The following is an 8265-nucleotide window of genomic DNA, read 5'->3' on the forward strand; positions in this document are numbered from 1 at the left end:
TCGGGCCACCGGCCCGAAACGAGCTGTCCATAACGTCGACTCCACGACCAGAAACAGGTGGAGGCGCGTGATGGCAGGCCGGTGGATCGAAGAGTGGGACCCCGAGGACGAGACCTTCTGGCGGACCAAGGGGGAGCGGATCGCACGGCGCAATCTCGTCTTCTCGGTCCTGAGTGAGCACGTCGGGTTCTCCATCTGGAGCCTGTGGTCCGTGATGGTCCTCTTCATGGGCCCCGAGTACGGAGTCGACCCGGCCGGGAAGTTCTTCCTGATCGGCACGGCGACCTTCGTCGGAGCCCTGATCAGGGTGCCGTACACCTTCGCCGTCGCCCGCTTCGGCGGGAGGAACTGGACGATCTTCAGCGCCCTGCTCCTGCTCCTGCCGACCGGCGCCGCGTATCTGGTGATGGAGCCCGGCACCTCGTACACGACGTTCATCGCGGTCGCCGCCCTCACGGGCGTCGGCGGCGGCAACTTCGCCTCGTCGATGACCAACATCAACGCCTTCTTCCCGCTGCGCAAGAAGGGCTGGGCGCTCGGCCTCAACGCGGGCGGCGGCAACATCGGCGTACCGGTCATCCAGCTGATCACCCTGCTGATCATCGGTACGGCCGGGGCGGCACACCCCCGGCTGGTGCTCGGCATCTACATGCCGCTGATCGTGGTCGCCGCCCTGTGCGCCGCCCTGTGGATGGACAACCTGGCGCCGGTGAAGAACGACACCGGCGCGGCGATCGACGCCGCCAAGGAAGGCCACACCTGGATCATGGCCTTCCTGTACCTCGGCACCTTCGGCTCGTTCATCGGCTACAGCTTCGCCTTCGGCCTCGTGCTGCAGACCCAGTTCGGACGCACCCCGCTGCAGGCCGCCTCCCTCACCTTCGTCGGGCCGCTGCTCGGCTCGCTCATCCGGCCCGTCGGCGGTCTGCTCGCCGACCGCTTCGGCGGGGCGCGCATCACCCTGTGGAACTTCGTGGCCATGGCCGCCGCGACCGGCGTGGTCGTCGCCGCGTCCGTCCAGGAGTCGCTCGCCGTGTTCCTCGTCGGATTCATCGCCCTGTTCGTGCTCAGCGGGCTCGGCAACGGTTCGACGTACAAGATGATCCCGGGCATCTTCCAGAACAAGGCGCTCGCCCAGGGCATGACCGGCGAGACCGCGGCCGCCTACGGGCGCCGGCTCTCCGGCGCCTCGATGGGGCTCATCGGCGCCGTCGGCGCGATCGGCGGCCTCGCCATCAACCTCGCCTTCCGCCAGTCCTTCCAGACCGCCGGCACCGGGACCGCGGCCTTCGTGTCCTTCCTCGCCTTCTACGCGGTGTGCTCCGCGGTCACCTGGGCGGTATACCTTCGCCGGCCGGTCGTCGTGCCGGTGCGCACCGGGCAGACGGAGGCAGCGGCGGACACTGGTACCGAGCCCGTCTACTCGAGGGTCTGATCGAGCGAGTACGTAACGACGGTGAAATATGAGCGAACCGGGCCCGTCACGCACCTTTGACAGGCTCGGTCGCCCGTTCACCGTCCGGTGGCACATTCCGATGGGGCACTTCAGTGGGGACGACCGAGATGCACGACCAAGGCCAACCGCACGGCCCCCTCGCGGGCTTCACCGTCGGCGTGACCGCCGCACGACGCGCCGACGAGCTCGGCGCGCTCCTTCAGCGGCGTGGCGCGGCGGTCCTGCACGCCCCCGCACTGCGCATCGTTCCGCTCGCGGACGACGCGGAGCTCCTCGCCGCCACCAAGGAACTCATCGACCACGCGCCGGACGTGGCGGTGGCCACCACCGCCATCGGCTTCCGCGGCTGGGTCGAGGCCGCCGACGGCTGGGGGCTCGGCGAGCAGCTGCTGGACCGGCTGCGCGGCTCGGAGCTGCTGGCGCGCGGGCCCAAGGTCAAGGGCGCCATCCGGGCGGCGGGACTCAACGAGGAGTGGTCCCCGGCGTCCGAGTCCATGGCGGAGGTGCTCGACCGGCTCCTGGCCCAGGGTGTCGCGGGCCGCCGGGTCGCCCTCCAGCTGCACGGCGAGCCACTGCCCGGGTTCGTGGAGGCACTGCGGGCAGGAGGGGCCGATGTCGTCCTCGTACCCGTCTACCGGTGGATGCCGCCGGAGGACATCACCCCGCTCGACCGGCTGCTCGACGCGACCGTCTCCCGCTCCCTGGACGCCGTCACCTTCACCAGCGCCCCGGCCGCCGCGTCGCTCATGTCCCGGGCCGAGACACGCGGGCTGCTGCCGGACCTGCTGGCCGCCCTCGACCACGATGTGCTCGCCGCGTGCGTGGGCCCGGTCACGGCGGTGCCGCTGCAGGCGGCGGGCGTCACCACGGTCCAGCCGGAGCGTTTCCGGCTGGGTCCGCTCGTCCAGCTGCTCGGCGTCGAACTGCCCGCCCGCGCCCGGACGTTCCCGGTCGCGGGCCGCCGTGTCGAGATCCGCGGCCACGCCGTCCTCGTCGACGACGAGCTGCGGCCCGTGCCGCCCGCCGGGATGGCACTGCTGCGGGCCCTGTCGGAGCGGCCCGGCTGGGTCGTCGCCCGCTCCGACCTTCTTCGTGCCCTGCCCGGGGCCGGCAAGGACGAGCACGCCGTGGAGACGGCCATGGCCCGGCTGCGTACGGCGCTGGGGGCGCCGAAGCTGATCCAGACCGTCGTCAAACGGGGCTACCGGCTGGCCCTCGACCCGGCGTCCGACGCCAAGTACGCGGACGTCTGACCCCCGGCCGGGTGGTGCGCCGCGCGCAGGAGCGACGTGGCGCGCCACAGGCAGACCAGGGCTGCCGTGGTCAGCAGCGCCCGCACGATGTTCCAGAGCACCCACGGATCCTCGAAGCTCTCCCGTACGGCGCCCGGGTCGGCGATGCCCTTCGGTGCGCCCGCGGCGGCGAGTTCGTTGTTGAGCGGCACGTTCGCCGCGGACGTGACCAGGAACACCAGGACGTACAGGACCAGCGCGGCCGTCACCCACCGGCCCGTCGGTGTGCGGCGCAGCTGCCAGGCCGAGACGGCTGTGAGGATCAGCGCGCCGAAGAAGCCCGCGAAGAAGACGGGGTTCTCGATCACCTCGTTGATGTTCTGCATGACCTCGACATAGGTCCGGTCCTCGCTGCGGCCGAGCGCGGGCATCACCGCGCAGGCGAACGCGTACCAGACGCCCGCGACCAGCCCGGTCGCCACGGTGGCCGACGCGAGGACGGCCCGTGCACCCCTCTTCTGTGTCATGCATCCAGTCAACAGGCCTGTCCTCGTGCGGAACATGGGCGAGCGTCGCAATCGCATGTCCGTGCGTCCAAGGCTCGATGCGGGCTTCCGGCGGCACCCGCGGGCGGGCACTCTGGTGGGGACACCCGACGGTGATCCCGAGGCGGTGACAGGCGCATGACAGCGGCGAGCGTGGGCTCGTACCAGTGGCGGTTCGACTCCGGGCGCATCTGCCTGGACCTGGTGGCGACGGCACCGGACGCCGACCGCCATACCGACGGCCCCGAACCGTTCGCCGATCCAAAAGGGTTGGCGCACTGGCTCGCCGCGGCCGGACTCCTGCCCGCCGACCCCCGGCCCGCCGACACCGGGCTCTTCGGCACCCGGCCCGCCCCCGTCGACGGCACCTGGGTGGCCGGTTTCGTCGAACTGCGCGACTGCATCGACCGCTTGGTACGGGGAGGGCCCCAGGGTGCCCGTGCCGAGCAGGCCCTCGCGATCCTCAACTCCCGTGCGCAGGGCGCCCCGCCGGGCATCCGGGCGGTACGCGACGAGGACGGCGGTCTCGTGCGGGCCCTGTGCTCGGCGCCGGAGTGCTCGGCGCTGCTCGCGGTCGTCGCACGGGACGCCGTGGATCTGCTCACCGATCCCGTCGCGCGCTCGCGGCTGCGGCAGTGCGAGGGCGACAACTGCCGTCGCGTCTATCTGGACACCTCACGCGGCAGACGCAGGCGCTGGTGTTCCAGCGAGGTGTGCGGCAACCGCGAGCGGGTGGCGAGACACCGACGGAAGGCCTCTGTAAAAGATCTTGAAGTTTCCTCGGCCGGCGTTGAATGAAACCTCCGTGGTCCCCGTAGTGAAGGGGGACGACAGCCAGCCGACGAAAACAGGGTCTCGACCAGGAGGTTCAGGTGCGCAAGGATGCCGCCGTGGCCGATGACCGTCCGCAACGGGCCCGCCATCGAAGCGAGAAGCCACGTATCGACACTTCCGTCCCCGACGAGGAGTTGATGCGTGCCCTCTACCGTGAACATGCAGGGCCGTTGCTTGCCTATGTACTGCGTCTCGTCGCCGGCGATCGCCAGCGCGCCGAGGACGTCGTGCAGGAGACGCTCATCCGTGCCTGGAAGAACGCCGGCCAGCTCAACCGGGCTACCGGCTCTGTCCGACCCTGGCTGGTGACGGTCGCACGGCGCATCGTCATCGACGGCCACCGCAGCCGGCAGGCCCGGCCGCAGGAGGTCGATCCGTCGCCGCTGGAGGTCATGCCCGCGGAGGACGAGATCGACAAGGCGTTGTGGCTGATGACGCTCTCAGATGCACTCGATGATTTGACGCCCGCCCACAGGGAAGTTCTTGTCGAGACGTATTTCAAGGGGCGTACGGTCAATGAAGCGGCCGAAACGCTCGGCATACCCAGCGGGACCGTGCGGTCCCGCGTGTTCTACGCACTCCGTTCCATGAAGCTCGCTCTTGAGGAGAGGGGGGTCTCGGCATGACCATGTACGAGCAGGAGTCCGTACACGACGCCGTCGGTGCGTACGTGCTCGGCGTGCTCGACGAAGCGGACGCCTCCGTCTTCGAGGCGCATCTGGCGGGATGCGACATCTGTGCCGCCCGCCTCGAGGAGTTCGCGGGGATGGAGCCGATGCTGGCGATGCTCGCGCAGGCGCCCGCCACGGCACCACCGCAGAGCAACGTCTACAGCCTGCCCGGAATGCCGGGAGAGGCGGACTTCCCGGTGCCCCGGCCGGTCCCCGTGGTGCCCACCTCCCCGAGCCCCAAGGTGCTCGACGGCCTGCTGAACGAGGTCGCCGTCAAACGCGCCCACAAGCGCAGGCGCGGCATGTACCTGCTCGCGGCGGCCGCGGCGCTGATCATCGGCGGGCCGGCGGTCGCGGTCGTCGTCACCGCCGACGACACCGGCAGCACCCTGGCGGGCGCAGAGCCGCACCCCACCAGTCCCGCCGAGGACGCCTTCTTCAACCACATGGAGGAGAAGGTGAAGGCCACGGACGCGACCACCAAGGTCAGCGCCGTCGTCGGCATGGAGAAGAAGGGCTGGGGCACCCACGCCGTCCTGGAGCTGAAGAACGTCAAGGGCCCCCTGAAGTGCAACCTCATCGCCGTCTCCAAGACCGGTGAGGAAGAGGTCGTGACCTCGTGGGCCGTGCCCACGTGGGGCTACGGAATCCCCGACAGCCCCAACGCGGCCGCCAAGAACCCGCTGTACGTGCACGGCGGCTCGGCCATGGACCCGGGCGACATCGACCGCTTCGAGGTCCGTACGTTCGACGGCCAGAGGCTCGTGGAGGTCGACGCGTAGCGGGCCGAGATTCTCCGGCCGGGGTGCTGTGCGGCCCCCGGCCGCACCACCATGTCCGCGGCCTTCGGGCCGGCGGCCCGGGCAGGTGCAATCACCTCCCCCCTTGGCGTACGGTTGACGGCTGCCCAGTGCACGTCAGAAGGGGGCCCGGTGGCCGCGCAGGATGCCGCTGTCGAATCCGTGGTCGGCTCCGCCGCCGACACGGTGCGAGACCGTGAGATCGGTGTCGAACAGGAACACCTGGACCAGGTGTACCGCCGCCTCGAGGAGAAGATCCACGAGGCGGAGTTCCTGATGAACGACGCCGCCAAGAGGGGCCAGGTCGGCACGCCCGGCGCGCTCGCCGAACGGGACGCCCAGGTCTTCCGCGCGGGCGTCCACCTCAACCGGCTCAACAACGAGTTCGAGGACTTCCTCTTCGGCCGGATCGACCTGCTGTACGGGAAGGACGGCAAGAAGGGCCCCGACGGCGCCTACACCTCCGTCGAGCCCGCCGACGACGCCGTACGCCCCGACAACACGGCCGACATCGGGGAAACCCTGCACATCGGCCGCATCGGCGTCCTCGACTCCGACTACGCGCCGCTGGTCATCGACTGGCGCGCCCCCGCCGCCGCACCCTTCTACCGGTCCACCCCGGTCGACCCCGGCCGTGTGGTGCGCCGGCGCGTCATCCGCTCCAAGGGCCGCAAGGTCCTCGGCGTCGAGGACGACCTGATGCGTCCCGAGCTGACCGCCACCCTCGGCGGCGAGCCGCTCCCCGTCATCGGTGACGGCGCGCTGATGGCCGCCCTCGGACAGGCCCGCAGCCACACCATGCGGGACATCGTCGCCTCCATCCAGGCCGAGCAGGACCTGGTGATCCGCGCCCCCGCCGCCTCCGTCACCTACGTGGAGGGCGGACCCGGCACCGGCAAGACGGCGGTGGCCCTGCACCGCGCCGCCTACCTGCTCTACCAGGACCGGCGGCGCTACGCGGGCGGCATCCTCATCGTCTCCCCGACGCCCCTGCTCGTCGCCTACACCGAGGGCGTGCTGCCCTCGCTGGGCGAGGAGGGCCAGGTCGCGATCCGCGCCGTCGGCTCGCTGGTGGACGGCGCCGAGGCGACGGTCTACGACGAACCGGCCGTGGCCCGCGTCAAGGGCTCCTCACGGATGCTCAAGGTGCTGCGCAAGGCCGCACGGGGCGCCCTGGAGATGCCGGCCCCGGCCTCCACCGAGGACAAGGACGAGCAGCTCGCCTTCGGCGAGGAACCGGCGGCCCCCGCCGGCACGCCCACCCGGCTGCGCGTCGTCGCCTTCGGCCGGCGGCTCGAGCTGGAGGCCGACGAACTGCAGCGCATCCGGCACAACGTGCTCGGCGGCACCGCCCCCGTGAACCTCCTGCGCCCGCGCGCCCGGCGGCTGCTGCTCGACGCCCTCTACGCCAAGTCGGGCGCCGCGGGCCGCCACACCGGCGACCCCGAACTCGCCGCCGAACTGCGCTCCTCCTTCGACGAGGACGTCACGGGCGAGGACAGCTTCACCGCGTTCCTGGACGCCTGGTGGCCCGAGCTGACCCCGCGCGCCGTGCTGACCGCCATGGCGGACGAGCGGCGCCTCGGCCGCTGGGCGCGCCGCGTGCTCAACCCTGGCGAGGTGCGCAGGCTGGCCCGCTCGCTGCGCCGGGACGGTCTCTCCGTGCACGACGTGGCGCTCCTCGACGAGCTCCACACGCTGCTCGGCACCCCGGCCCGCCCCCGGAAGAGGCGCGAGCTGGACCCGCTGGACCAGCTGACCGGGCTCGAGGAGCTGATGCCGCAGCGCGAGGAGTCACAGCGCGAGCGTGCCGAACGACTGGCGGCGGAGCGCACCGAGTACGCGCACGTCATCGTCGACGAGGCGCAGGACCTCACCCCCATGCAGTGGCGGATGGTGGGCCGTCGCGGCCGGCACGCCACATGGACGGTTGTCGGCGACCCGGCCCAGTCGTCCTGGTCCTCGCCGGACGAGGCCGCGGAGGCCCGTGACGAGGCCCTCGGCACACGGCCGCGCCGCCGCTTCGAGCTGACCGTCAACTACCGGAACCCGGCGGAGATCGCGGAACTCGCGGCCAAGGTGCTCAGCCTCGCCATGCCCGGCATGGAGTCCCCGTCCGCCGTCCGCTCCACGGGAGTGCGCCCGCGGTTCGCGGTCGTCCCGGACGGCGCGGACCTGGCCGCAGCCGTACGTACGGAGGCGGAGCGGTTGCTGGAGCAGGTCGACGGCACCGTCGGCGTCGTCGTCGCCATGAACCGTCGTGAGCAGGCCGCACGCTGGCTGGCGGGGCTCGGGGAGCGGGTCGTCGCGCTCGGTTCGCTGGAGGCGAAGGGACTGGAGTACGACGCGACCGTCGTCGTCTCGCCCGCGGAGATCGCCGACGAGTCGCCGGCGGGTCTGAGGGTGCTCTACGTGGCCCTGACGAGGGCGACCCAGCAGCTGACGGTGGTCTCCGGCCGCCGGGACCAGCCGGACGCCGACGGCGTCCCGGACCTGCTGCGGGACTGAACGGGCGACCGCTCGAGAAGTCAACACCCGACGGGGGAATCACTTGTCGGAGTGGTGCGTTAGCCTGGGTACGGCACCGGCTCGATCCAAGCCCCCGGGCCCAACCTTCGTCCCTCAGAGGGACCACTTGCCGCGAGGCGAGCATGGCGGGTCGGTGCCACCCAGCATTGTGGAGAGGCCCGCGTCACCTGCATCGGCCGGGTCGGGACCCTCGACCTC

General features: G+C 71.3%; 7 protein-coding genes. 6 read left to right on the forward strand and 1 reads right to left on the reverse strand.

Annotation, left to right across the window (positions count from 1 at the left end; genetic code table 11):
* The first annotated feature begins 70 nt into the window (after positions 1-70).
* The gene (locus ABZ070_RS09825) at positions 71-1435 is read left to right on the forward strand and encodes a nitrate/nitrite transporter (protein WP_356631799.1); all 1365 of its coding nucleotides are present in this window, start codon (positions 71-73) and stop codon (positions 1433-1435) included.
* Positions 1436-1563: 128 nt separating this feature from the next.
* Positions 1564-2709: a uroporphyrinogen-III synthase gene (locus tag ABZ070_RS09830; protein ID WP_356631801.1), complete on the forward strand. Its 1146-nt coding sequence runs from the start codon at positions 1564-1566 to the stop codon at positions 2707-2709.
* On the opposite strand, the gene ABZ070_RS09835 is transcribed toward ABZ070_RS09830, so the two are convergent.
* Positions 2658-3215, reverse strand: a complete 558-nt coding sequence (locus ABZ070_RS09835; protein WP_356631803.1) for an anthrone oxygenase family protein — start codon at positions 3213-3215, stop codon at positions 2658-2660. The genes ABZ070_RS09830 and ABZ070_RS09835 overlap by 52 nt on opposite strands.
* A 156-nt stretch (positions 3216-3371) precedes the next feature.
* Between ABZ070_RS09835 and ABZ070_RS09840 the strand changes: the two genes are divergently transcribed.
* The 4 genes from ABZ070_RS09840 (at position 3372) to ABZ070_RS09855 (ending at position 8046) form a co-directional block, all read left to right on the forward strand.
* Entirely contained in the window at positions 3372-4031 is a 660-nt protein-coding gene (locus tag ABZ070_RS09840) for an ABATE domain-containing protein (protein WP_356631805.1), read from the forward strand.
* Between the two features lie 74 nt (positions 4032-4105).
* A complete protein-coding gene (locus ABZ070_RS09845; protein WP_005316925.1) occupies positions 4106-4693 on the forward strand; it encodes a sigma-70 family RNA polymerase sigma factor in 588 nt (195 codons plus the stop codon).
* Complete coding sequence (locus ABZ070_RS09850) at positions 4690-5520, forward strand: zf-HC2 domain-containing protein (RefSeq protein ID WP_356631807.1); 831 nt, start codon at positions 4690-4692, stop codon at positions 5518-5520. Before ABZ070_RS09845 ends, ABZ070_RS09850 begins: the two co-directional genes overlap by 4 nt.
* 150 nt (positions 5521-5670) lie before the next feature.
* Positions 5671-8046, forward strand: coding sequence for a UvrD-helicase domain-containing protein (locus ABZ070_RS09855; RefSeq protein WP_356631809.1), 2376 nt, complete (start codon positions 5671-5673; stop codon positions 8044-8046).
* Positions 8047-8265: the final 219 nt, after the last annotated feature.

This window comes from Streptomyces sp. NPDC006283, from assembly GCF_040613325.1.
Lineage (GTDB): Bacteria > Actinomycetota > Actinomycetes > Streptomycetales > Streptomycetaceae > Streptomyces.

Excerpts from the sequence above, each read along its gene's own strand:
- ABZ070_RS09830 (WP_356631801.1), top strand. The coding sequence starts at position 1,564 with ATGCACGACCAAGGCCAACCGCACGGCCCCCTCGCGGGCTTCACCGTC.
- ABZ070_RS09850 (WP_356631807.1), top strand. The coding sequence starts at position 4,690 with ATGACCATGTACGAGCAGGAGTCCGTACACGACGCCGTCGGTGCGTAC.
- ABZ070_RS09840 (WP_356631805.1), top strand. The coding sequence starts at position 3,372 with ATGACAGCGGCGAGCGTGGGCTCGTACCAGTGGCGGTTCGACTCCGGG.
- ABZ070_RS09835 (WP_356631803.1), bottom strand. The coding sequence starts at position 3,215 with ATGACACAGAAGAGGGGTGCACGGGCCGTCCTCGCGTCGGCCACCGTG.
- ABZ070_RS09825 (WP_356631799.1), top strand. The coding sequence starts at position 71 with ATGGCAGGCCGGTGGATCGAAGAGTGGGACCCCGAGGACGAGACCTTC.